Source organism: Enterococcus sp. DJ147D b (genome assembly GCF_058216655.1).
Map to the genome: position 1 here is coordinate 1,862,412 of NZ_CM177104.1, position 25,868 is coordinate 1,888,279.

Here is a 25,868-nt window from a genome sequence, read left to right on the forward strand (position 1 = left end):
AGAAGATGAAGGTAAACTATAAAGAAATGCCAGCCAACGAAGTACAATCCCCCACAATCAAAATCATTAAACGTGATGGTCGTCACGTCGACTTTGATGAACAAAAAATCAATGAAGCATTAGTCAAAGCTGAGAAGAAAATTCATGGCTCTTTGTCTCCCCTTGCCTATGAACGGATTCAGTCAATCGTTGACTTAGTTGTCGCCGAAATCAAGAGCCGTTTTGTTGAAAATGTCAAAATCTATGAAGTTCAAAATATCGTTGAGCACATTCTACTTGAAAAAAATGAATATGAACTTGCTGAAGAATATATCCGTTATCGTACACGACGTGATTTTGAACGTAGCAAAGCAACTGATATCAACTTTTCCATTGAAAAATTGATCAACAAGGATCAAACAGTTGTCAATGAAAATGCGAATAAAGACAGTAATGTTTTTAATACGCAACGTGATCTGACTGCTGGAATCGTTGGTAAGTCAATTGGTTTGAAAATGTTACCTCCTCATATTGCCAATGCCCATCAAAAAGGCGATATCCATTATCATGATTTAGACTATCATCCATATACACCAATGACCAATTGTTGTTTGATTGACTTTAAAGGCATGTTAAATAATGGTTTTAAAATTGGGAATGCTGAAGTTGAATCACCAAAATCGATTCAAACAGCAACTGCCCAAATCTCACAAATCATCGCCAATGTAGCTTCTAGTCAGTATGGTGGTTGTTCGGCTGATCGCACAGATGAACTACTTGCGCCATTTGCTGAATTAAATTATCAAAAACATTTAAAAGATGCACAAGAATGGGTCGAAACAACAGAACGACAAGAAGCTTACGCCAAAGCAAAAACAAAAAAAGATATCTTTGATGCAATGCAAAGTTTAGAATATGAAATCAATACCTTGTTTACCTCTAATGGACAAACACCTTTCACCTCTCTTGGCTTTGGACTTGGTGAAAATTGGTTTGAACGTGAAATTCAAAAGGCTATTTTACAAATTCGAATCAATGGACTTGGAAGCGAAAAACGAACAGCCATTTTTCCAAAACTCATTTTTACACTCAAAGCTGGCGTGAATCTTGCGCCAACGGATCCAAACTATGATATTAAAGAATTAGCTTTGGAATGTGCAACCAAACGGATGTACCCAGATATTTTAAATTATGACAAAATTGTTGAACTAACAGGTAGTTTCAAAGTCCCAATGGGTTGTCGCTCATTCTTACAAGGATGGAAAGACGAAAATGGAACAGAAATCAATGTGGGGCGCATGAATCTAGGTGTAGTCACGCTAAACTTACCTCGAATTGCAATGGAAGCAAAAGGAAGTCAAGAAAAGTTTTGGCAACTATTAGCTGATCGTCTTGAAATCATGAAGGATGCCTTGGTTTATCGCGTAGAACGTTGTAAAGAAGCTATCCCTGCAAATGCGCCAATTCTATATATGTACGGGGCTTTCGGTAAACGTCTTTCACGTACAGATGCTGTGGATGAACTCTTTAAAAATCGTCGGGCAACTGTGTCCCTTGGCTACATTGGATTGTATGAAGTAGCCTCTGCTTTTTACGGTGGCGAATGGGAAACAAATCCGGAAGCAAAAGAATTCACTTTAGCTATTCTTAAAAAGTTAAAAGCCAATGCAGATCATTGGGGCGATGAATATGGTTATCACTTTAGTGTCTATTCAACACCAAGTGAAAGTTTGACCGATCGTTTCTGTCGTTTAGATACGGAAAAATTTGGTCTCGTCGATAATATTACAGATAAAGAATATTACACAAATAGTTTCCATTATGATGTTCGCAAAAATCCAACACCTTTTGAAAAACTTGATTTTGAAAAAGATTACCCACAATATTGTTCTGGTGGGTTCATCCACTACTGTGAGTATCCAATGTTGCAACAAAATCCAAAAGCATTGGAAGCTGTTTGGGATTTTGCTTATGACAAAGTTGGCTATCTTGGAACAAACACACCAATTGATCATTGCTATGAATGTGGTTTTGAAGGTGATTTTACCCCAACAGAACGTGGCTTTGAATGTCCTGAATGTGGTAACCATGATCCAAAAACTTGTGACGTAGTGAAACGGACTTGTGGTTATTTGGGTAATCCTCAAGCTCGCCCAATGGTTCATGGACGTCATAAAGAAATTTCTTCTCGTGTAAAACACATGAAGTAATCCACTAACTTAGTGTAAAACTGAAAGTTGTGATAAAAGTCAAATTACTTTTTGTCACAACTTTTTTGATAAGCACTTTTCTACTAACACTTAAACTGCTTTGTTAGCTAGAGTACAAGAACTTATATTATAGGAGAAAGAAGTGTTTTGATGAGAAATCCAAAACCAAAAGAATGGTTAGCTGAAGAGTATAGTCAAAATTATATTGCTGACTATAAAGCATTTAATTTTGTCGATGGTGAGGGCGTCCGGAATAGTTTGTACGTCAGTGGTTGCCTATTTGCTTGCGAAGGTTGTTTCAATAAAGCAGCTCAAAATTTCCACTATGGGAAACCATTCACTCAAGAACTAGAAGAAAAAATAATTGAAGATCTACGCCATGATTATGTTCAAGGTTTGACTCTGCTTGGTGGTGAACCTTTTTTGAATACAGATGTTTGTTTGCAAGTTGTTCGCCGAATCCGTCAAGAGTTTGGTCATGCGAAAGATATCTGGTCTTGGACTGGTTATACGTTTGATGAATTGTTACAAGATTCTGAAGACAAGTTAGCTTTGTTAGCAGAAATTGATATCTTAGTCGATGGTCGTTTCGATCTTTCTAAACGTGACTTGAAGCTACAATTTCGTGGAAGCAGTAACCAACGAATTGTCGATGTTCAAAAATCTTTAGCACAAAAGAAAGTAGTTATCTGGGAAAAATGTTTCGATGCTACTCAAACATACGAACAGATCAAAAAACAAGACCTAATCTAACAAAAAGAACACCCGCTACTAAAATTGATCATTCAATCAATTCTGGTAGTGGGTTTTTGTTTTTCTAAATTGAATCTTTAAAAAATATTTTCTGAAAGATAAATTCTGAAAGGTACTGAATCAGTCCTTCCCAATTTTTTTCATCATAAATATTATTAAAATAAAATCGTTCTGCCTTTACCTCTACACCTTCGTAAACATCAGAAATAATCAAGTCTGCTTCTTCTGGATCTTCGACAATTCGTAAAATATCCGCATTAAAAACTTCTTGGATACCATTCTTAATCAAATAACCATTACCAATTGCTCCATTATTCATCACAAATACCTTGACGTGAGGTGTTGATGTATTCAAATCATAAATATAAAAAAGCAAGTGAGCCAGTTGTTCACTCGCTAATGTGGATAATTGTGTAAATTCCTGATAGCTGGTAATGAAATGTATTAGTTTATGCCGAAAAAGTTCAAAATTGCGATTTTCCTTAACTATTCGTTCATTTTTCTGAATCGAATTTTCAAAATATTCGTCTACTTCCATGTGAATATGTTTACAGTAAATAAGAAAACATAGCAATAAGTAATAAGATTCATCATACATTTCTTTCCGATACTCAAAGCCAAACTGTTGATGAAAATCATTTAATATATTCTCTGTCAATCGAGCAACTGTTAATGCTGATTGCTGATAATCTTTGACAATTTTTCGTCTCATTTCTGGTGTATCAACATCAAAAACCAATCCTCGAATAAAAAAACTCAAAGCCATTGACTCTTTTACTAATGTAGCTTCATCTACTCGGAATCCCCCTAAATTCAAAAGGTTTTCGCCACGATAAAAAAATTGAATATCTACCAGATATTCTTCTGGTACATCTAACTCTTTTTTTCGATTGGTAATCCGAAAACAAGTAATTGCCTGTATCATTCTGATTTTCATTTTTTGTGAGAAAGTCAGATTTTTCTTGATTCCCATATTCTTCTTCAAGTACTCAATATCTAGAAATTCTGGAAGTACACGCGGTGAAAACGGATTTTCTGTACTCGTTTTAAAAACATTCCAGTAAATCAGATAACAGAAGTAGCGAATACCAAATTCACTACCTTCTAAATTACCAAATTCACTTAAATAAATCGTTCCATCAAATTTTTTTAAAATCAATTTGATCATTGATAAGCTTTTATAAACATGTGGTGTACTGAGATTCAAGTCAATTGATAATTGATCCACCGATAAGTAACTTTTAGAAAAAAGTGCTGTTAAGACTTGGAAAAGTGAACTTTCTTTGATATATAAAATTCTTAGTTGATCAATCGTGTACCCAATCGTATATTCAATTGAACGCGTGATCATTAGATTACCAAACGAATTGTATTGGATCATCACACCCATTTGGAAAATCGTCTGCAAATCATTTTCTAACTCATTCATATAGCGTCTAAATGTCGTTTTGCTCAAGAAAAACTCGTTCATTATTTCTTCTTCTGTTCGACCATTCTTAGAAAAGAGTAAAAATTTATAGATTGCTAGTTTTCCTTCATTTTTTTTATTCAAAAAAAGCTCATACATGTTTATCTCCTCCAAGTACCATTTATTCTAACAATTCTCAAGTAAAGTTTTCCTCGATAATTGTTAATATCCGGGCAGAAGAGTGCCCGTCTCCATACGGGTTTTTAGCTGTTGCCATTTCATCATATGCTTGTGGATCTAAGATCAACTTTTCTGTTTCTAGTAAAACATTCTCTGTCTCAGTTCCTATGATTTTTAAAGTACCCGCAGCCACTCCTTCTGGGCGTTCCGTTTCTTGGCGTAAAACTAAAACAGGTTTCTGTAATGAAGGAGCTTCTTCTTGTACACCACCTGAGTCTGTTAGAATCAAATAACTTCTAGCAGCTAAATTATGAAAATCAACCATGTTCAATGGTTCGATGAGATGCACTCGTTCCACATCAGCTAAATATTGCTCAGCGATTGACTGAACTTTTGGACTAAGATGTACAGGAAACACCACTTCAAACTCAGGATGGCGTTCTACTAATTGTTTGATTGCTAGAAAAACGTTGACCATCGGTTGTCCTTGATTTTCTCTGCGATGCATCGTCAATAAAATAAACTTATGATCTGTATTTAACTTTGTTAAGATTTCGTGGGTATAGTCTGGTGTAATAGAGTAGCTCAAAGCATCAATCACTGTATTTCCTGTAACAAAAATACGATCAGCTCGATGATTTTCTTTTAGCAAATTTTCTTTACTTACATTTGTTGGAGTAAAATAAAAATCACTTAACACATCGGTTAGTTGGCGATTCATTTCTTCAGGAAACGGACTATATTTATCCCAAGTTCTCAAGCCGGCTTCTACATGCCCAATTGGGATTTGATGATAAAAAGCAGACAAGCTAGCGGCAAAAGTCGTTGTTGTATCACCATGGACTAAAATGATATCCGGTTGTTCTATCATTAGTATACTGTCTAATTCAGTAATAATTCCAATAGTTATATCTGCTAATGTCTGATTTTTATTCATCAGAGCTAAATCATAATCTGGTTTTACTTCAAATACTGATAAAACTTGATCCAACATTTCCCGGTGTTGCCCAGTAACAACAGTAATTCCTTTAAATTTTTCTTGATGCTTTTCGATTTCTTTTACAATTGGTAACATTTTGATTGCTTCGGGACGTGTACCAAAAACGGTCATGATTTTAATCAAATTTAACTTCCTTTCTAAATTGACAAATAAAAAAAGCCTAGTAGTAAAACAACTACTACAAGAAATTCTAAGTTTTTTATCCATTTTTTCTTCATTCAGCAGCCTCCTCTTTTGTTCGATCGAATGTTGCCTTATGAACTGTTTTATTCCATTTATTTTGTGGTTTGAACCATGTACAAAATCCTACTAGCTGGGCAGCCATGTAAGTAATTGAATTATAAATAAAGGCAATAACTAAGCGGATGAAAAAAATAATTTTTTTGATGATTCCCTTTTCATCTGCAAAATATTCTTTTGCTTCTTCAGAAAAATAGACGATTGGGATAATCAAGAAATTCAATGCTTCAATGCTCAACCAGAATGTTAATAGCGAAAATAAATTTGGCAAGTATTCTAAAATTCGTTTGTCAATCAAACTTAAAAATAAAATCACTAGCATTGCTACCGGTCTCACCATAGAATAAGAATAAAAAAGTGTTTCTACTTTACTTAAGAGTTCAGTTAAACTTTTTGATTTGAAAAGTGAAAGAATCTGTCGCCAAGTTGTTGTAAATGCAACATACCAGTGTCCTTGTGCCCATCGTGTTCGTTGATGATGGCTTGCAATCAAGGAGTCAGGCTTTTCATCGTGAACAACCGCAAAGTGATTCCAACCGCTGCGTTTCCCGGCAATCGAAAGTTCAACTTGTAATTCAAAATCCTCCGTATAGCTTCGCGGATTCCACCCATGTTCTGCTAAATAATTGGTATCAAGAATAAACCCTGTCCCGCCAATAGCTGCATTCCATCCTAATAAATAGTTTGCTGCTTGAACAGCACGATTTGTAATAAAATACACTGCAGCGTAGCCAGAAGCTGTAATCGAAGAACGAACGTTTTTCATGCCTAAATATCCTTGAATAACAGTTAATTCTGGATAAGCTATAATCTGTGAATTCATTTCTCTTAAGTAATTTGGATCAACAATATTATCGGCATCAATAAATGCAATGTAATCATAAGATTTCCAATGGTTTGTTTCTACATATCGAGCAATTGCATGTGGCTTACCTCGTGGATCTTCTGGTCCAGAAACATTTTCAAAAACAGTTGCTCGTGGATAAGATTGGACGACATCAATCGTTTGATCTGTACAGTTGTCCGCAATCACTACGATATCAAATAATTTTGGGTCATAATTCTGATCTACTAAGCTTTTGACCGTAGGACCAATCACAGCTTCTTCATTATGAGCAGGTACGACGAAGACAAATCTCTTTTGATCTAGTACTAATTTATAGTCACGTCTTGGTTTTTTTAACCCGAAAATGGAGAGCGTGGTAAAATAAATCAAGTTGGCAAAAACAATAATGACCATGAAAATTGCTAGCCATTTCATTGGTAAAAACGCATAATTTGGTAGGTTAAACATTCTTTCTCCTCTTTCTTTTCATAGAAAAAGAGTTGTGACAAACGTCTTGTCGCAACTCTGCGAATAAATCTTTTTATTCATTTTATTAGCTAAAACTGTGAACAGTCATTGCTCTACATCGACACATAAAATCCTTTTTATCCACATGCTTACTTATTTCATATACTGAATCTCTATAAACATTTGCTTGTTTCAGCAAGAAATAGAGCAAGACAATTCAAAAATAAGGAAATATTTTTGAATTGTCCGGCTTACTTCTACTATATGGTTACTTCAATTAGTCTTAAAATAACTATACTAGTGGATGTGTGAAAACTTCAGTTCCATCTTCTGTTATTAAGGAAATCGTATAATCATATTGACTTTGATCACGGAATTCGATTGGGATGATTGCTTGGAATGTATCATCAGCAGCAACACCGGTCGGAACTCCCCATGAATCTGGTGCAGCTTCGAGTTCTGCTTTTTGATAGACTTCTTGACCTTTTTTATCAGTAATCTGTAATTTTTTAGTTGTGCCTTGATGCGCAACGTTCATGAAGTAACCATCAAAAACTAATTGATCTTCATCATTCCAATATTTATTAAACAAATGAACTTCTTCTGTCTCACTTGAAGTTGACACATTGAAACCTGGAGTGTTATTGATGACACCCGGTTTGATGGTATTTTGTTTTAACGTTACTTGTTCTAAATCATTGAAATCATTATGGATAGGACCCATTCGTGTCATTTGTGGTTTGATTTGTAATGGTAATTCGTCCATTACTTGTCCATCAATTGTCACGCGCATACCAATCGTGTAATTTCCAGCTACTAATTCACCTAATACATCATTGTCGACAATGACTTGATACCCATTGTATCTCGCTGGGTCGTACCAGTTATGGTTAGCTGCTGGCATTTCTTTGACGATTTTACCTGATTCATCGTAGATTAATCCTTGTTTTTGAATATGAGAAGCATCAGATAAATCCCAATCTTCATTGTCAATCTTCCCTTCAAAAACTAGACCATAATTACGCCAATACCCCTTGTCAAATTCAGAAATCGTAGGATGTTTGATGGATTGAACGACTTGTTCAACTGTTTTACTTGATTTATCTTCTTTACCTGCTTGATGACCAACGACTTGGACGGCTACTTTGTCTCCTTCATTTAAGGTCGTGCCTTCTGGTAAGTCCATGCTGAATTCTTTGCCAGCTTCCACTTTGATCGTTCCGATTTCTTTGTCGTTCAGTGTCGCTTTTAGTTCATACGTGCGTCCTGCTTCAACATCTTGTTCGTTTACGTTCCCTGTCAATTTTGTATCTGTTGTTTTGACTTCGTTCAACGTTGGCGCATTTACTTGCCAGTCTGACCAGTTGGTTCCATCAACTACAGTTTGTTTCGCTTGTTCACTCACTTTGTCTTCTTTACCTGCTTGGTGACCAACGACTTGGACGGCTACTTTGTCTCCTTCGTTTAAGGTCGTGCCTTCTGGTAAGTCCATGCTGAATTCTTTGCCAGCTTCCACTTTGATTGTTCCGATTTCTTTGTCGTTCAGTGTCGCTTTTAATTCATACGTGCGTCCTGCTTCAACATCTTGTTCGTTTACGTTCCCTGTCAATTTTGTATCTGTTGTTTTGACTTCGTTCAACGTTGGCGCATTTACTTGCCAGTCTGACCAGTTGGTTCCATCAACTACAGTTTGTTTCGCTTGTTCACTCACTTTGTCTTCTTTACCTGCTTGATGACCAATGACTTGGACGGCTACTTTGTCTCCTTCATTTAAGGTCGTGCCTTCTGGTAAGTCCATGCTGAATTCTTTGCCAGCTTCCACTTTGATTGTTCCGATTTCTTTGTCGTTCAGTGTCGCTTTTAATTCATACGTGCGTCCTGCTTCAACATCTTGTTCGTTTACGTTCCCTGTCAATTTTGTATCTGTTGTTTTGACTTCGTTCAACGTTGGCGCATTTACTTGCCAGTCTGACCAGTTAGTATTATCAACGATCTTCCATTGATCTACTTGACTGACTTTGTCCTTCTCGCCATCTTCATGTCCGATGACTTTTGCTGTTAGGACATCATTTTCTTTTAATGGCTTATCTAAAGAAATATCTAATTGAGCTCCTGATGTTGAAATAGCTTTAGTTGCTATCTTTTCACCATTCAATGTAAGTTCCATATCATAGCTACGACCATTGAAACGGTTTTGCGATGGGATTTCGACAACAACAGAGGTATCACCTTCTGTCGTTTCACGATCGATTTTAGGTGCATTTACTTGCCAATTCTCCCAAGTATTTTCTGATTCTTGGTTTTCCTTAACAACAGTTTTCACATGTGCACTTTCTTTAGGGATGACCGTTCCGTTACTTCCTTCGATTGGCTCATTTCCAATAATGTAAGCTTCGATTGTTTGTCCTTTAACTAGCTCGTCACCGAAAATCGGTGCACGATATTCATTACTTTCACCGTCATAATCATGACTATACACTTCTTTACCATCAACCAATACTTTCACAGTATAGTAACGATTTTTTTGTAAGTTTTGATTAGGTAGCAATCCACTGATTAATGTTTCTTCGTCATACGCATCATTGATAGTTGGTGCTACCACTTTCCATTGGTCCCAAGGAATAGAATCTTTCCCAACTGTGTAACGTGTCGCACTAGATTCTTTACGATCTTTCACACCATTTCCATTAGGTTGTGTTTCATTTCCAACTACATAGGCTGAAATCGTATCGCCATTTTTTAAACCATATCCAGATAAATCAGCATCCCAATTGCCGGTCGCATCCATTTGGATATTTGATTTGATCGTAGAACTTCCTTTTTTTAAGGTAACGCTATATTCTGTCTCATGTTCATTACTTATATCTTGCTTTCCATTACCAGAAAAATGCTCATCATCTTCAGTTTTCAAAGAAGTAGGTTCTACGGGATCCTCAATCCATGAACCACGTTCAAATGGATTGCCATCTCCCCATAAGCCCCATTGATCTAAAATTGTTTCTGAACCGCCCCAGTTCCATCCTAATCCCCAGTCAGCAGAAGCAGAGTTGACAGAAAAACGATACATTGATTTTCTTTCAACTACTTTTTCAGTATCTGTATGCCATTTACCTAAATCAATTCGTAAATCAACATTTTGATAAGCGGTGATACTTGCAATTGCTTTTTCAGTTTTCAAAACGATTGCTTGTAGATCCTGATCGTAGTATGCAGTTTCTTGGCTATAAAGATTACCTAAACTTGGTTTCTTTTCCCAAATATCTTCAATATCGCGACGATGTGTCCCAATTCCACTGGTTGGATTCGTTTTTACTTCTCCGTGGATATATTGTTTATAATTAGGTGTGCTGAAAAACTCAGAAGCAATCTCGGGATCGATTTTAATCACAGTTTTTGTTTGTGTACCGATACCCACTTGTAACATCGATTTTGAGCCAGTAGAGATATTTAACATTCCTCCACCAGTAATCGTCACATTATTGATATAGTTCTTATATCCAGTGCCGACACTAATTCGTGGTGATACTTCAGTTGCATTTTGTTTTGTAGTCAATCCATCTGTAGGAATGGTATTGCTGGTTTCTTGTGCATTGATCTGAGTTGGCAAGATCAATGCTGAAAATAATAGTCCAGCAATCAATGCTTTTCTTTTTTTATGTTTGAACATTTTTATTTTTTACCTTCTTTCCTTTTGCTAAGACATATTTTATCTTCATTTCTTTTTGATAATTATTTTAATTCATAGAAAATCAACACAAAAAAAAATAATTCATTTTTTAGTACATAGCAGAAATACTGCTAACAAGTGACTAAGCCTAGTCTTTCAGCTAATTAATTCATCAAAATGTACTAATTCTTGACAATCTATCCATTCAAAACAGCTTTCCTGAAAAAAACGGGTCAAACGTCGATCGACCATTTCAATCGTTGAATAACTTCGAGGTAACGCAATTTTTTTATACAATTCTTCTTGTGTGTTTTTTCTTTTCACTTTCACACAATAAATGGTTATATCTGGTAAAAAATAAGACACTTGCCTTTCGCTTGCTTGTGATTTGACCCATTTGTAATCTTGAAGATCCATGATTGTATCAAACTTATGATTAAAGAGGTATGCCACTTCTTCTTCATCTTTTTTCAATACAATCTCAATTTCATTATTTAAATATGTTGTTACATTCCCATAAGCTGGTCGTGTATCAAATAAAATATATTTATTACATCCGTCAATTTCTGCCACAAAACATTGGAGATCAATGACTTGCACTTGGACTCCCCCCTTTTTTCGAAAGTATACTAGGAAATCATTTCTCGTATTATTTTTTACCTATCTATTTTTTGACAAAAATAGATAAAATGAAGTAAATATCTACCCGCAGTACGCGTGTTTTTTTCGTTCCAACCTCTTTCGTAATTGACACTGACTAAAGTCATCAACAAAAAAACAAGGAACCTTTTAATAATCAAAAAGGTTCCTTGTTTTATTCAGTATATTCAGTAGGTCATCAAATAACAGGTTGCTTTGGCCAAGCGTCTTGATACGGATGCCCAGTTAATTCTTCTACGACATTTTTTGCTTCTGGTGTAACTGTTTCTTTCAATCCGCCTTCTTCTAAGCGATCGATTTCTTGTTTCAATACTTCGTGTGTTTCACGATTCAATTTGAATGTTAGTGCCATCACTAACGCGCAAGAAATCAATATAACAGGGGCAATAAAGAAAATCAATGCGATTCCCGTTTGAATATGATGTGGTGTATTCGTAAAGTTCGTCATCGTTTTTGAATCAAAGCCAATTTCTGCTAATAAAATCCCAGCAATCCAAGAAGCGAATGCACCCGTTGATTTTCTAAAGAACGTCATCACTGCTGCATAGATGCCCGCGCGATCGCCTCGTGTCATCATGCGGTCAACATCTGGAATAAATGGAAAAACATTCCATGGTGTAAATTCTAAAATTGCGCGCGCACATTGATAAAAAACTGAAATGATTACTAAGACCCAAAAAGCATTTTGGATATGGAGTGCCCATGTTAAGAAATAACCAACCATAGTAATGATGATCGTGATGTAGCTAAGTGTAAACAAATAGCGAGGTCCATGTGTCAACATCAATCGTGCAGCCACTAATGTTGCAACGATACCAAAAATAGAAAGTGCTTGGAGTGTCCAAGGTGTATCTTCTTTCACACCATGAATACAACAAATAATAAAAGTTGGTAGCAAAGTAGAATAAAAATCTTTTCCGGTAAATGACAATAAATAAATACCTAGATGTTGGCGAAATGCACGATTCTTAAAGGTTGAAAAATAATCTTTGACTGTTTTTTTCACGAATTCACCTAAAGATAATTTTGGCTGGCTCTCTAACTCTGCTAAAAATTCTGGTGTCAACGGACGTTCCCAAGTAGTTCGGTAAGAAACAAAAATAGCGACAACAAAAATCACCGTCCAAATGATTCCAGTAATAAGATAGGCATTCGGATTTTTCATGTGCTGCAACGCTGCTAACACTAAGAAAACAAGCGCTGTCCCAGTGGCAGAAATAAACATGCGTGAACTAGATAAAATCGTACGGAGGTTGTAATCAGTGGTCATTTCCGTTGGCAAAGTTTCCCATGGGATCAAAACCATAGCAATTGCAAGTTCGATGGCTACATAAATCACTAGATAATAAACCCAGCTATCTGCTTGAACCCAGAATAATGGAAATAAAACTGTGAACAAAATTCCGCCTAGTAGAATAAAGAAATGACGTCGGCCAAAATGTTGACCTAATTTTGTTCGATAAAAGCCATCCGTGATTGCACCAAAGAATAAGGAAAACACCGCGTCAATAATTCGACCAATCCCTGTGATTGCTCCAGCAAACGCCGGATTGATTCCTTGGCTCAACACGAAAGCAAAAATGACTCCTGAAACGATATTATTCCAACCGCCGCCCATCAAATCAGTCAATCCATAAGCCACTCCACGACCAATTGTAATCTTTTTAGGTTGGTAAACCCACTGTTTTTTCTTATCCATTTCTCTTCATCCACCTTCCGTCAGCTTTCAAAAAAACCAAAATATTCATGCGCATTGTCAAAACAAATATCTTTGACGATTTGTCCCAAATATTCATTATCATCAGGTAAACGACCTTGATCGACCCACTCACCTAGGAGCTGACATAATACGCGACGGAAATATTCATGACGTGGATAACTCAAGAAGCTGCGAGAATCAGTCAACATTCCAGTAAAATTAGCCAATAAACTTTGTTGCGCCATAATGGTTAATTGATTGCGCATTCCTTCACAAGTATCGTTAAACCACCACGCACAACCAAGTTGAAGTTTTTGAATGATTTCCCCTTGGAAACTTTGCATAGCAGTTGCTAGTGGTAACCAGTCATTTGGATTCAGCGAGTATAAAATCGTTTTTGGTAACTGGTTTGCTTCTTCAACTTCTGCAAATAATTTTACGATATTTTTTGTCAGTCCACTTTGATCTCCCATCGAGTCACCACCAACATTGATTCCGATTTCTCGTTTCATTTTCGTTGAATCATTTCGAAAGGCGTTCATGTGCATTTGCATCGTCCATTGACGTTGATAGTATTCTCCCATCAAATGTTTTTGGATTGCTGTTGTAAATTGAGCAACTTCAGTTCTTGTAAAGTTCGTTTCTCCAGTTAATGCACGTGCTAAAATGACATCTAATTCTTCTTCTGTTGCTGAAGCATATACAAATGTATTTAATCCTTGATCTGCTAAACGTCCGCCCATTTTATGGAAAAAGTCGATTCTTCTTGATAAAGCAGTTGTTAAATCTGAAAATGTGTGAATTGGTATCTGGGCGCTTACACCTAATTTATCTAAGTATTCACGATATTCTTCTGTAGTAATTGCCCAAGTGTTGTCAGGACGAAAAGTTGGCAATACTTTAAAAGAATTATGTTCTTGTGCCAATTTTGCATGATACTTCAAGTCGTCAGCAGGATCATCGGTCGTGCAAATTGCCTTGACTTTCATCATTTTTAATAATTCTTTTGGACGATATGCGTCTGTTTGAATTTTTTCATTTGCTTGTCGCCAAATCTCTGGTGCATTCTTTTGATTAATGATCAAGTCAATCGAAAAATATCGACGTAATTCTAAATGCGACCATTCGTAAATTGGGTTACCGACTGCCTTCTCAATTGTTTTAACAAATGCCAAAAATTTTTCATAATCATCCCCGTCGCCACTAATCAGTTCTTCAGCCACACCATTTGCTCGCAACAAGCGCCATTTATAATGATCGCCTGCTCCTTTGTCATTGAGCCAGACTTGAGTTAAATTTTCATACTGTTGATTTTCAAAAATAGCTTTTGGCTCTAAATGGCAGTGATAATCAATAATTGGTTCCTCTTTGGCATATTGATGGAATAACTTGCGTCCTACTTCATTTGTTAATAAAAAATTTTCATCTAAAAACATAGTTAAGCGCTTCCTTCTTTTTATTTTTTATTCAGAGGCTGAACTTGAAACTTGCTCAGCCTCCTTCATTATTACTGTTGAAATGAATCGTTTAGAATTATTTCTGTTGCTCTTTTTCTAAAGCTTCCCAAATGCCATTCAAATACATCGCTCCAAGTGCCCGATCGTATAAGCCATAACCTGGCCGTCCCGTTTCTCCCCAGATCATGCGTCCATGGTCAGGACGGATATAGCCAGTAAACCCGTTATCATACATTGCTTTTAAAATTTGATACATATCTAATGAACCATATTCTGACTTATGTGGTGCTTCATAGAAATCTTTTCCCTGAATAAATTTAATGTTACGAACATGTGCAAACGGAATTCGATCTCGTTGACAAAACTCTGCCATGATTTCATAAACATTATTTGCTGGATCTTCTGCAATGCTGCCTGTACATAACGTAATCCCATTTGCTGGGCTATCTACTACCCGACAAATCCAGTCCAAGTCCTCCCGATTTTTCACGATTCGTGGTAAGCCAAAAATCGAATAAGGTGGATCATCTGGATGAACAGCCATTTTTATTCCAACTTCTTCACAAGTTGGGATAATTGCTTTCAAGAAATAGGCAAAGTTTTCACGCAATTTTGTTTCATCCACCTCTTTATAAGCTCGCAGTAATTCTTTTACTTTGGCCAACCGTTCTGGTTCCCAACCGGGTAATTCAAAATCATTGCTTGAATTTTCCACTTTTTTTATGATTTCCTCAGGATCTTCTGGAATGTCTGCTGCGATATATGCTAATGTTGAAGAGCCATCTGGCAAGCGATAATCAAGATCTGATTTTACCCAGTCAAAAACCGGCATGAAATTATAGCAGATTACTTCAATACCGAATTCAGCTAAATTACGAATCGTTTGTTGGTAATTTGCAATATATTTGTCTCTACTTGGTAAACCAATCTTGATATCATCATGAACATTCACACTTTCAATTACCTTTAATGTTAATCCTGCTGCTTCAATTTCTTCTTTCAATGCTTTGATTCGTTCTTTCGGCCATACATCTCCAACGGGGATATCCATAAGCGTTCCCACAATGCCTTTCATCGCTGGAATTTGGCGAATCTCTTCTAATGTAATTTTTTCTTCTTGTGAACCATACCATCTAAACGTCATTTCCATGATTATCTTCCTCCGAAATTTGTTAAGTAGGTACGAATCGTTTTTCTCACTGCTCCAGGACCTACTAACATTTCTGCTACGATTTGTTCGATTTTTTCACCAAGTCCAACTTCATATAAATTTGACCCAAAAATAGTTTCATTGGCTAGAATAGTTGCAACACTGTGATGGATCACTTCCGCAGATTGTTCACCTAAATGAAGACTTCTTAGTTGCTCCTGTAATTCAGGTAATAGTGGGTCAGAGCTTGGTACAAATGTATTTCCTTCATCATCAATTGCTAACAAATAACGCAACCAAGCAGCAATCGCTACTGGAATAAATACAAGTGATTGTGTAGCTGATCTCTCTGCATACTTTTTAATTGTTTCGCCAAACCGAATCGCTACTTTTTGGGAAGTATCACTTGCAATTCGTTGTGGTGTATCTGGAATATTGGGATTAGGCAAACGTTTTTCAATCACCTCATCAATAAATTCTTTGGGATCAATTATTTTTGGATCTTCTACTACTGGTAAGCCTTCTTGATACCCAATGGCTTTGATCAATCCCACAATTTCTTCATCTTCCATCTCAGCTGCAATTGATTGATAACCAAGTAAACAACCAGTGATGGCCATAGCCGTATGAAGTGGATTCAAACAAGTGGTGACTTTCATCACATCTGCTTTATCAACAATCTCTTGACTTGTAAGGATAACGCCCGCCTTTTCTAAAGCAGGACGTCCATTCGGAAAGTGGTCTTCGAGCACTAAATAATGGACAACTTCGGTATTCACAAACGGTGCGATATTCGTATGTTTTTCTGTTTGGATCATTTCCATATCAACAAAACCGAGTTTTTCAAGTTCCGTCTGTACAACTTTTGCAGGGTTTGGTGTAATACGATCAATCATGCTCCAAGGAAAAGCTACTTTTTCAGAATCAGTTAAATACTCGATAAATGCTTGAGATACAAAGCCTTTTTCTCGCCATCCTTGTGCAATTGTCAGCACACTATTTTGGAATCGCTTTCCATTTTGTGAAAAATTGTCCGTGGAAATCATGGCAATTGGTAATTTTCCCGCTAAAAATCGTTTGTGTAATAAAGCCGTCACGATACTTATCGTATGTTGCGGAGCTTCAAGGCCATTTTGAATATCCGCTTCTACTACAGGAAAAAATTCCCCAGAAGCATCTTTCAAGTGATACCCTTTTTCGGTAATCGTAAAGGTCGTAAACTGTAGGGCCGGATTTTCAAAATATTGAACGACTTGTGCAAAACTTTCTTTCTCACTAGGATGACAAAAGAAAGCATCTGCTGTCGCAGCTAAAAGCTTCTTATCTAAGGTCCCATCATCATGCATGATAACTTCTACTACATCACTGTGAAACGGTTTGTAAGCCTTATCAATTACTTGTTTATCGAAAGTTTCACAAACAACAATACCAGCAGTTAATTCTTTTGCATCAGCTAATCGCTGTGCAATTTCTGCATGAAATCCACGATATAAATTTCCACCACCAAAATGAAGCCACACTGGCGATTTTTTTCCTTTTTTCTTAACTTCATCAACATCATAAGTAGGAATAGCGATGCCAACTTGTTTTAATTCCGTTACTGATTTTTGCCAATCTTTTAAGTCAATCACAGAATCCCTCCCAAAACTGATATATCAGTTAATTTGATACTTGCATTATATTCGCCAATTTCGGCTTTGTCAATACGTCAATTTTATTTTTTTCACCTTACTAATAAAAAAAATAGCAAATACTAATATATCAGAATAACTCAAATAAGAGAAAGCACCTCGCATATAGTGTGCTTTCTCTTATTTATAATCAATCATTCATTCCCATAAAGGCAAAACTATATTTTCATAGGTCATAGGATCCAAGTTAGTGAGTGTTATCCCTAACAACCGAATGCCTTTCTCGACACCAAGAATTTCTTCCCAAATCAAACTGGCCTGATAATAAAGTGCCTCTTTTTTATAAATGTATTCTGGTAAGGTTATCCGTTTCGTAATTGTTGAATAATCAGTATAGCGAACTTTTAATACGACTGTTTTCCCATGTTTTTGGACTTTTCTCAGTGCTTCTTCTACTTTCTCTGCTAGCTGTCGAAGCTGTGCTAAGACAGCTTCTTCTGTCTGGAGTGGCTGACCATAGGTATGTTCTTTGCCAACTGATTTTCGCTCTCGCGTAACATTTACAGGCGAATCATGAATCCCACGAACCTTTCGATAAAGGGAATACCCCATTTTCCCAAAATTTTGAATCAATTGCATTTCACTCATCTCATATAAATCTGCACCTGTAAAAACTCCTAACTCATTCATTTTTGGCACTGTTTTTTTTCCAACTCCATGAAACTTTTCTATTGGTAATTTTTTTAGAAAAGAGACAGCCTCTTGAGGTGTCACCACAGTAATTCCACGTGGTTTTTGAAAATCAGAAGCCAGTTTTGCCAGAAATTTATTATAGCTAACTCCTGCCGAACAAGTTAGATGAACTGCTTCCCAGATATCTGCTTGAATCATTCGAGCAATTTTAATTGCTGATTTACAATTCACTTTGTTTTCTGTCACATCTAGATACGCTTCATCGATACTAACTGGCTCGATGACTTCAGTGTATCTCCGAAAAACTTCACGAACAACTTGAGATACTTCCGAATATTTTTGATGATCACCAGGTTTAAAAATGGCTGTTGGACACAATTCAAATGCTTTTTGTGCGCTCATCGCTGAATGAATCCCATATTGTCTCGCTTCGTAATTTGCCGTTGTCACGACACCTCGACCACCAGTATCACTGGGATGGCGAGCAATCACTAATGGGTGCCCTCTAAATTCTGGATGATCGCGTTCTTCAACCGAGGCGAAAAAAGCATCCATGTCGATATGGATGATCTTTCTTGATGTATCATTATGTAAAGGAAACTGTAGTTCCATTGGTATTCACCTCGATCTTATTCTCATTGTTATTATAGTCGAACTTTTGTTCCCTATCAAGCTATTCTAATTTAACTTTGAGGTTTTAAAAAATGTATGATCATTGATAAATGGGTATGCCATTCGTTTTGCATAATCATAAGATAGTTCGACTTATTCAACAAAAAATCGTCCGTGTATTTTGTTTCATGTAAAAAAATATCTATTTTTAAAATTGAATTTCTTCTACACGAATCGTTTTCATATGTACACTAAGTCACCATTCAAAAAAGGAGCAAAACATGGTTCTGTTTCGCTCCTTAAGCTTTTGTGTATTGGTTATTGAATTTGCTACTATTCATCTAATTCATGAAATTGTCGATAAACTTCTTGCTTTTTCAGGTGATTTGCCGCAGCTATTTTCTTAATAGCAGCATTTGGCTTCTCACCAGTTGCAATCAAGGCTTCTACTTGTTCTCTCAAAGAGATTTGAATAACTTCCTCTGCTTCAGTCAAACTACCATCGTCGCCAGCGACCATCAAGCAACATTCACCTTTGATTTGATTTTCTTTTAGATACATTAATAGTTCGTCTACATCTCCACGTAGATATTCTTCATGAATTTTAGTTAGTTCCCGACATAACACCACTTGACGATTTCCAAGTACCACGCGTATATTTTCAAGTGTAGCACTTACACGATAAGGTGATTCATAAAAAATAAGTGTTGCTGTTTGAGGCTTTAATTGCATCAATATTTCTTTTTGTTCCTTCTTTTTTCTTGGTAAAAACCCATAAAATAAAAACGGTTGTGGTTCGAGACCAGAAGCAATCAAAGCAGTAATACCTGCTGTAGGGCCGGGTACTGATACGACTGGGATTCCTTCTGCAATACATGCAACAACTAATTCATGACCAGGATCACTAATAGAAGGCATTCCCGCGTCACTTACTTGGGCAATGCTTTGTCCTGTTTTTAATTGTTCAAGTAAGTATGGAATTCTTTCTTTGTAGTTATGTTCATGCAAACTTTTCTGTGGTGTTTCTACCTCAAAATGATTTAATAATTTTTGTGTATTACGTGTATCTTCACTTGCTATCAAGTCTGCTTCTTGTAACAGACGAACACTTCGGTAAGTCATATCTTCAAGGTTACCAATCGGTGTGGGAACAAGATATAAAGTTCCTATACCTGAATGATCCTTAAAACTTTTTTGGTTATACATTTCCTGCCTCCTTAATAAAAAAGAGCGAAGACACAAGTCGACTGACTCACATCTTTGCCCTAACATAGATAAATTTTAAATATTACCGTCCACTTTCACGATAAATAACTTCCAAGCAAAACGCACACGGCTCATCATTTTCGCGACGTGAACCGTATAAGTCATAACAAACATGAAAACCTTCTTCATAAATTTTTTCTAAATTCATCCGGGATTTCGATAATTCTTGTTTGACACTTTCAGCGGGTGCTTCGGCTACTTGATTCAGCTCACGCAAATGTTCACGCAGACGTTGGTTTTCCATCTCAAGCGTGGTATTTTTTTCGACGATTTCATGAAGTGCATGCTTCATTTCTACTAATTCAGTTAAGGTATTTCGTAATTCTGATTCTAGCTGGTTTAAACCGTCATATAAAGATCGCTTATCCATTCATCTCACCTACTTGAATGAAGTCTTTTAGTTCATCCCATTCATACTCCACTGGATTTTCTCGTCCCGTCAACCGAACTTTTACCATTCGGCTAAGTAGATTTAATCCTACGACTTTCCCTTTACCATCAGGTGTTTCAATCATTTTCCCAAAGTCAGGGAGTTCTTTTTTTGCTGCCTCGTACTCTGCGCTCTCATATTGCAGACAACACATCAAACGTCCACATAAGCCAGAAATTTTTGTTGGATTCAAAGAAAGACCTTGATCTTTCGCCATCTTGATCGAAACCGGTACAAAATCTCCTAAAAATGTCGAACAGCATAATGGTCGACCACAGGGCCCAATTCCACCAATAATTTTTGCTTCATCACGGACACCAATTTGGCGTAACTCGATCCTAGTCCGAAAAATACTTGCTAACTCTTTCACCAAATCCCGAAAGTCAATTCGTCCATCAGCAGTAAAAGAAAAAATCATTTTGCTGCGATCAAAAGTATACTCCACTTTCACGATTTTCATTTCTAGTTCATGTTCACGTGCTTTTTGTTTAGCGATTTTCAGCGCTTCGGTAGCATCTTGTTGATTTTTTTGTTCTTTTGCTAGCTCGGTAGCCGAAGCTTTATGCAAAATTGGTTTGACTTCTTCTGGTAAATCTTGGGAATCAAGTTCTCGTTTGGGAATGGCAACTGTTGCAATATGTAAGGTTTGTTGAGATTCGACTAACACCTTATCATTATAAAAATATTCAGAATCCCCTGGCGCAAAATAATAGATATGCCCAGCATCTCTATAACGGACGCCTACTACTTCTACCATTTCCAACCTCCTTGGTTACTCAGCTATAATTAAAAATCGTTTGTAAAACGAACTGTTCAGCTACTGCTTGAAAACTCACGTTACTACGTAATTTTTGTTCAGCAACTAAAATGCGTTCAATGATTTGATTGGCTTTTTTTGTTTTGCTTGATTCTTCAGTAGCAATTGCTTGCTTTTGTGCTTCTTGGAAATAAAATAACAAAATTGAAAGTGCCATAAACTGTTGATTTTTTTCCTTAAATACTTTAGTCAATTTCTTTTGGACATAGATAAATGCTTGAGGATCTTGCTTTTGTAGATAAGTGAACCACTGATAAATCGAGTCCTTAGCCTCATTAAACCATTCATCTTCTGAGATTTCAACTGCTTTTCGTAAACTGTTGGTTAAGAATGCTAAAAGTTTCGCTTTTTCCAATGGAATTTGTTCTTCCTGTAATTTGTGAATTAAAACTTCTTTTGAAAGTTCTTGAAAATGTAAAACTTGGCAACGTGATTGAATCGTTGGTAAAATCCGACCAATCGCATCCGTTTCTAAAATTGCTAGAAAATCACCCGGTGGCTCTTCTAAAAATTTAAGTAGACTATTTGCCGCGCTAACGTTCATTTTCTCTGCTTCCTTGATCAAGAAAACTTTCTTTTTTGATTCATAGCCACTTCGACTAAATTCTGTTTGTAAACGACGAATTTGATCGACCTTGATTGTTTGCCCTTCAGGTTCGATCACTAATACATCTGGATGTTCATTATTTTGAATTCGCTGGCAGTTATTGCAAATACCACAAGGCCGGTTATCTACTAAGTGTGTACAAAATAGATGTTGGGCCAACCAAATACCCATTTCATGTTTACCCGTTCCTTTTTCGCCCTCAAAAAGATAAGCATGAGCGAGGCGCCCATGCTCAAAACTTCGTTGAAGTTGTTGATAAACGAAATGTTGCATTTGAGCCAGTTTTACTAACTCTTCTTGTTTCATAGCTCCTCCTAAAAGTGATGGAATCCTTCGACAGGTAAAACAAAGACTGTTGCTCCGCCAACTTCCACCTCTACTGGGTAAGGAACACCACCATCCATAGAAATATCCAACGTAACTGGTGTTGAAACAAATTGTTTACGAGATTCACAAGTCTTTTTGATAATTTCAAGTGCTTCGTCTACTCGTTCATCCTCAATCCCTACAATAAATGTGCTATTGCCGGCTTTTAAAAAGCCACCAGTTGAAGATAATTTTGTTGCGCGAATATTGGCATCAATCAGTTCATTCGATAAACGGTTACTATCTTTATCTTGGATAATAGCTAAAATAATTTTCATACACAGTCACCTTCCTAATTTTCAAAAAATTGTGGATATTTCTCAATAATGGCATAATAACTAGCCTGAAGAACTTCTTCAAAACTTAATCTTGCATCAATTTTATGAATACGTTCTGGGTATTCTTCTGCAAGTTTTAGATACGCATGACGAACTCGTTGATGAAACTCAAGTCCCTCAGAATCTAATCGATCAATTTGATTCTGACGATTTTTTTGGATACGACGCAATCCTGTATCAGAATCAACATCCAGATATAGAGTAAAATCAGGTGTCAATCCTTCAGTCGCGAACTCATTCAAGCGAGCAATTTCGCGCATTCCAATACGTCGTCCAGCTCCTTGATAGGCAAGTGAACTATCCACAAAACGATCACAAAGAACAATGTTACCTTCTTCTAAAGCTGGCAAAATCTTTTCAATTAGATGTTGTCTTCTAGCCGCTGCATAGAGAAGTGCTTCTGTTCGTTCATCCATTCGTTCGTTTTTAGGATCAAGAATAACTTGGCGAATTTCTTCCGCAATTGGAATGCCACCAGGTTCTCTTGTTTGAATCATTTCTGTTTTTGCGACTTTTTTCAATAGAGGAAATAATTCCTTCAAGATACTTGTTTTTCCAGCACCATCTGGTCCCTCAATTGTAATAAATAGTCCGTTCACATTTTTGCCTCCATCTCTCGTACTACATCTTCATTGTAGCTGAAATTCAAATTATTTCAAAAAATTACAGCTCACGCCGTCCTTCTACTGCTTTTAACAACGTAACTTCATCTGCATACTCGATATCTGAACCAACAGATAATCCATGTGCTAGTCGAGTAACTTTGATACCAGCAGGTTTGATCAAACGAGATAGATACATCGCAGTTGCTTCACCTTCCGTTGTTGCGTTTGTTGCTATGATGACTTCTTTTACTTCATCGTTATGCAGGCGTTGCAATAAAGAGGAAATATTGATGTCTTCTGGTCCAGTTCCTTCAGTTGGCGATAACACACCATGAAGAACATGATATAAACCATGATACTCGCGCATTTTTTCCATTGCCATCACATCTTTTGGTTCTTCGACTACTAAAATAATACTACGGTCGCGTGACGGATCTTTACAAATTTCGCAAGGGTCTTCTTCAGTAATGTTTCCGCAAATGCTACAAAAGTGCAAATCACGTTTGACACTTAACAACGATTTGGCAAATTCATTGACTACTTCATCTTTCATATCGATTGTAAAAAATGCTAAACGTGTAGCTGTTTTTTGACCAATCCCAGGAAGTTTCATATAGCTGTCGATCAGTTTGGCAATTGGTTCTGGATATTGCATAATCATTACTCCTTCACGAAAAATTAGAATCCAGGCATTCCTTTGGTATATTTACCCATTGTTTTTTCAGTTTCTGTGTCAATTTTCGTTAAGGCATCATTGATAGCCATCACTAACAAGTCTTGCAACATTTCTGGATCCTCTGGGTCTAGGATTTCTGGTTTGATTTCAACGTCTTTCATACGTCGATCCCCAGTGAAAGCAACTTTAACTAATTCATTTGTAGCCACTCCTGTAAATTCTTTTTCGTTCAACGCATCTTGTGCCTGAACCATTTCTTTTTGCATTTTTTGTACTTGTTTCATCATGCCTTGCATATTTCCCATTCCACGCATCATTGTACATCTCTCCTTTGAATTTTAATCATCAATAATTGTTACTGAATCTGTTCCAAAAAGCTCCTCTGCTTTTGTTACCACAGTTTCCGTTGTTTCTGGTTCTTGTGGGATCAGTTCGATTTCTTCTTCATCTGTTTCTGGAACAAAAGAATTCATCTGACCATTGTCTTTACTTTGGATCAAATAATTCTTACGCAATTCTGGCCAGCTTTCTCGTGTGATATACACAGTATCTGGTGCATAATCATGAATCATTCGACTCAAATTATTGTGGATTGCTAATTGTAACTCATCGTCATTTGTCGCTCGTTGACAAACGATTTCGTAGTCAAAAGCAATGACCATACTTTTTGGTCCAGCTGCCACTGGTTCGCTTGCTTTCAACATTGCTCGTTGTGTAACCGACAAGCTCATCAATAAATCATCCCAAACTTCTTTGACCTGATTCAGATCTTGACGCGTTGCTTCTTTTAATACTTGATACACTCGTTCAGTCGGTACACGATAAGAACTCGCTTGTTTTTTATGCACGGCTTGTGGCACAGGTTGACTATTACTGGCTGTACCATGATTCTTTTTGAGTTCTTTTAATTCTTTTTTCAACGTGGAAACTTCTTGCTGAAGCTTCTCGACTGCTTGGCTTTCGGCTGGTTCTCCCTGAGACAATGGGCTCAGGCTTGTTGCTGGTTGTTTTTGCGCTAACTTAACAGTTGCGACTTCCAAATAAATCGTAGCGCTATTGGTAAAACGAATTTCATTTTGTGTTTCACTTAATATTTTGATCATTTGGAAAAGCTGTTCTGCTTTTATTTCTTGTGAAAGACTAACAAAAGTTGTAGTTAACTGACTTGTTTTCTCTGACACTAATTGAGGTGCTTGCTGATACATCAACAAATCACGACAATATTGCAATAGATCCTCTAAAAAGCGACGGGCTTCTTTCCCTGCAGCTAACATCTGTTCCAAAGCATTCAATGCTTGCGCAACATTCTGTTCGACACAAGCACTTAAATAATCATCCATCATTTCATATGTTAAGCTACCAGTCACCTGCATTGCATCGTTTAGCGTAATCGTCCCTTCACTAAAGGAAATTGCTTGGTCTAAAATGCTTAAGGCATCACGCATTCCACCTTCAGCTGAGCGTGCGATGACGCCTAATGCTTGCTCTTCATAAGAAATATTTGATTCATTTAAAATAAATTCCAAATGCTCAATAATATCAGATGCATTGATCCGCTTAAAATCAAATCGTTGTGTACGAGAAATAATCGTTGCAGGGATTTTATATGGTTCTGTCGTTGCCAAAATAAAAATGACACTTTCTTTTGGCTCTTCCAGTGTTTTTAATAACGCATTAAAAGCCCCTGTCGAAAGCATATGGACTTCATCAATAATATAAACTTTATAAGTTGCCTTCGTAGGTGCGTAGTTGGCGCGATCTCGAATAAAACGGATTTCTTCCACACCATTATTACTTGCAGCATCGATTTCAATTACATCTTCTTGTGTTCCAGCTGTAATTGATCGACACATCTCACATTCATTACAAGGTTCACCATCTCGACTGTTCGGGCAATTGATTGCTTTGGCAAAAATTTTTGCTGCACTCGTCTTACCAGTTCCACGAGGTCCAGTAAATAAATACGCATGAGATGTTTTATGGGAAACGATAGCATTTTTCAATGTCTGTGTAACAGCTTTTTGGCCTACAATGTCATCGAAGCGTTGTGAACGCCAGACACGGTAAAGTGCTTGGTATGCCATATAGATCCCCCTCTTAAAAAAATTCACTATTATTTATTATACGTGA

General features: G+C 36.7%; 21 protein-coding genes. 2 read left to right on the top strand and 19 right to left on the bottom strand.

The window, feature by feature from the left end; genetic code table 11:
- Window positions 1-5: 5 nt before the first annotated feature.
- Window positions 6-2,189 carry an anaerobic ribonucleoside-triphosphate reductase gene (gene nrdD / locus AC4BD1_RS08810; RefSeq protein ID WP_206907605.1) on the top strand — a complete coding sequence of 728 codons (2,184 nt, stop codon included), beginning with the start codon at window positions 6-8 and terminating at the stop codon, window positions 2,187-2,189.
- A gap of 150 nt (window positions 2,190-2,339) precedes the next feature.
- Window positions 2,340-2,942, top strand: coding sequence for an anaerobic ribonucleoside-triphosphate reductase activating protein (gene nrdG / locus AC4BD1_RS08815; RefSeq protein ID WP_206907603.1), 603 nt, complete (start codon window positions 2,340-2,342; stop codon window positions 2,940-2,942).
- Window positions 2,943-3,006: 64 nt separating this feature from the next.
- On the opposite strand, the gene AC4BD1_RS08820 is transcribed toward nrdG, so the two are convergent.
- From AC4BD1_RS08820 to dnaX, 19 genes are all read right to left on the bottom strand, one after another.
- Window positions 3,007-4,509 carry a helix-turn-helix domain-containing protein gene (locus tag AC4BD1_RS08820; RefSeq protein ID WP_490466310.1) on the bottom strand — a complete coding sequence of 501 codons (1,503 nt, stop codon included), beginning with the start codon at window positions 4,507-4,509 and terminating at the stop codon, window positions 3,007-3,009.
- Window positions 4,510-4,546: 37 nt separating this feature from the next.
- A complete protein-coding gene (gene wecB / locus AC4BD1_RS08825) occupies window positions 4,547-5,641 on the bottom strand; it encodes a non-hydrolyzing UDP-N-acetylglucosamine 2-epimerase (protein ID WP_490467308.1) in 1,095 nt (364 codons plus the stop codon).
- A 103-nt stretch (window positions 5,642-5,744) separates the two neighbouring features.
- Window positions 5,745-7,064 carry a glycosyltransferase family 2 protein gene (locus AC4BD1_RS08830; protein ID WP_206907597.1) on the bottom strand — a complete coding sequence of 440 codons (1,320 nt, stop codon included), beginning with the start codon at window positions 7,062-7,064 and terminating at the stop codon, window positions 5,745-5,747.
- 292 nt (window positions 7,065-7,356) lie between these two features.
- Window positions 7,357-10,731, bottom strand: coding sequence for a hypothetical protein (locus AC4BD1_RS08835; protein WP_490485493.1), 3,375 nt, complete (start codon window positions 10,729-10,731; stop codon window positions 7,357-7,359).
- A gap of 156 nt (window positions 10,732-10,887) precedes the next feature.
- Window positions 10,888-11,331: a hypothetical protein gene (locus tag AC4BD1_RS08840; RefSeq protein WP_490466312.1), complete on the bottom strand. Its 444-nt coding sequence runs from the start codon at window positions 11,329-11,331 to the stop codon at window positions 10,888-10,890.
- A 238-nt stretch (window positions 11,332-11,569) separates the two neighbouring features.
- Complete coding sequence (locus AC4BD1_RS08845; RefSeq protein WP_490466313.1) at window positions 11,570-13,090, bottom strand: MFS transporter; 1,521 nt, start codon at window positions 13,088-13,090, stop codon at window positions 11,570-11,572.
- 20 nt (window positions 13,091-13,110) lie between these two features.
- Window positions 13,111-14,526 (bottom strand): glucuronate isomerase, encoded by a 1,416-nt coding sequence (gene uxaC, locus AC4BD1_RS08850; RefSeq protein ID WP_490466314.1) that lies wholly within the window; start codon window positions 14,524-14,526, stop codon window positions 13,111-13,113.
- Window positions 14,527-14,623: 97 nt separating this feature from the next.
- Complete coding sequence (gene uxuA / locus AC4BD1_RS08855) at window positions 14,624-15,697, bottom strand: mannonate dehydratase (protein WP_490466315.1); 1,074 nt, start codon at window positions 15,695-15,697, stop codon at window positions 14,624-14,626.
- Between the two features lie 2 nt (window positions 15,698-15,699).
- Complete coding sequence (locus AC4BD1_RS08860; protein ID WP_490485494.1) at window positions 15,700-17,328, bottom strand: mannitol dehydrogenase family protein; 1,629 nt, start codon at window positions 17,326-17,328, stop codon at window positions 15,700-15,702.
- A gap of 198 nt (window positions 17,329-17,526) precedes the next feature.
- On the bottom strand, window positions 17,527-18,633 hold the full coding sequence (dinB, locus tag AC4BD1_RS08865) for a DNA polymerase IV (protein ID WP_490466317.1): 1,107 nt from the start codon (window positions 18,631-18,633) through the stop codon (window positions 17,527-17,529).
- Window positions 18,634-18,966: 333 nt separating this feature from the next.
- Window positions 18,967-19,839 (bottom strand): 16S rRNA (cytidine(1402)-2'-O)-methyltransferase, encoded by an 873-nt coding sequence (rsmI, locus tag AC4BD1_RS08870; RefSeq protein WP_490466318.1) that lies wholly within the window; start codon window positions 19,837-19,839, stop codon window positions 18,967-18,969.
- Between the two features lie 82 nt (window positions 19,840-19,921).
- Window positions 19,922-20,269: a DNA replication initiation control protein YabA gene (locus AC4BD1_RS08875; protein WP_067480400.1), complete on the bottom strand. Its 348-nt coding sequence runs from the start codon at window positions 20,267-20,269 to the stop codon at window positions 19,922-19,924.
- A complete protein-coding gene (locus tag AC4BD1_RS08880; RefSeq protein WP_206911015.1) occupies window positions 20,262-21,086 on the bottom strand; it encodes a PSP1 domain-containing protein in 825 nt (274 codons plus the stop codon). Before AC4BD1_RS08880 ends, AC4BD1_RS08875 begins: the two co-directional genes overlap by 8 nt.
- Window positions 21,087-21,105: 19 nt before the next feature.
- Window positions 21,106-22,059 carry a DNA polymerase III subunit delta' gene (gene holB / locus AC4BD1_RS08885; RefSeq protein ID WP_490485495.1) on the bottom strand — a complete coding sequence of 318 codons (954 nt, stop codon included), beginning with the start codon at window positions 22,057-22,059 and terminating at the stop codon, window positions 21,106-21,108.
- 8 nt (window positions 22,060-22,067) lie between these two features.
- Window positions 22,068-22,397 (bottom strand): cyclic di-AMP receptor DarA, encoded by a 330-nt coding sequence (gene darA / locus AC4BD1_RS08890; protein WP_067480388.1) that lies wholly within the window; start codon window positions 22,395-22,397, stop codon window positions 22,068-22,070.
- 14 nt (window positions 22,398-22,411) lie between these two features.
- The gene (gene tmk / locus AC4BD1_RS08895; protein ID WP_206911011.1) at window positions 22,412-23,056 is read right to left on the bottom strand and encodes a dTMP kinase; all 645 of its coding nucleotides are present in this window, start codon (window positions 23,054-23,056) and stop codon (window positions 22,412-22,414) included.
- A gap of 64 nt (window positions 23,057-23,120) precedes the next feature.
- Window positions 23,121-23,717 (bottom strand): recombination mediator RecR, encoded by a 597-nt coding sequence (recR, locus tag AC4BD1_RS08900; RefSeq protein ID WP_067480382.1) that lies wholly within the window; start codon window positions 23,715-23,717, stop codon window positions 23,121-23,123.
- A gap of 23 nt (window positions 23,718-23,740) precedes the next feature.
- Window positions 23,741-24,055 (bottom strand): YbaB/EbfC family nucleoid-associated protein, encoded by a 315-nt coding sequence (locus tag AC4BD1_RS08905; protein ID WP_206911009.1) that lies wholly within the window; start codon window positions 24,053-24,055, stop codon window positions 23,741-23,743.
- Window positions 24,056-24,076: 21 nt separating this feature from the next.
- Window positions 24,077-25,822, bottom strand: a complete 1,746-nt coding sequence (dnaX, locus tag AC4BD1_RS08910; protein WP_490485496.1) for a DNA polymerase III subunit gamma/tau — start codon at window positions 25,820-25,822, stop codon at window positions 24,077-24,079.
- Between the last annotated feature and the right edge of the window lie 46 nt (window positions 25,823-25,868).